Genomic DNA, 256 nt, shown 5'->3' on the forward strand with positions numbered 1-256 from the left:
GCGTGGCGGGTGCCGCCGACCGTTACTGAGTGAACGCCGGCGCCCCCGGCGCCTGCAGCACGCCGGTCTGCACCAGCGCCGCGGCCCGCTCGATGTCGGGCGCCAGGTAGTGGTCGGCCGGCATGCTGGCGCAGTCCGCGCGCAGCCGCTGGTGCCGCGCCTCCACCGCGGCCGAGCTCTGCAGCGGGCGCAGGAAGTCGATCCCCTGGGCCGCAGCCAGCAGCTCGATGGCGACGATGTGGGCCGTGTTGTCGAT

1 pseudogene is annotated in these 256 nt (G+C 75.0%); it reads right to left on the reverse strand.

What is annotated here, in order from left to right:
• Positions 1-22: 22 nt before the first annotated feature.
• Positions 23-256, reverse strand: a pseudogene (locus RYX56_RS23720) (hypothetical protein); the annotation flags it as partial.

It is taken from the genome of Alkalihalophilus lindianensis (genome assembly GCF_032843265.1).
In the GTDB taxonomy this organism is placed as follows: domain Bacteria; phylum Bacillota; class Bacilli; order Bacillales; family Bacillaceae_D; genus Alkalihalophilus; species Alkalihalophilus lindianensis.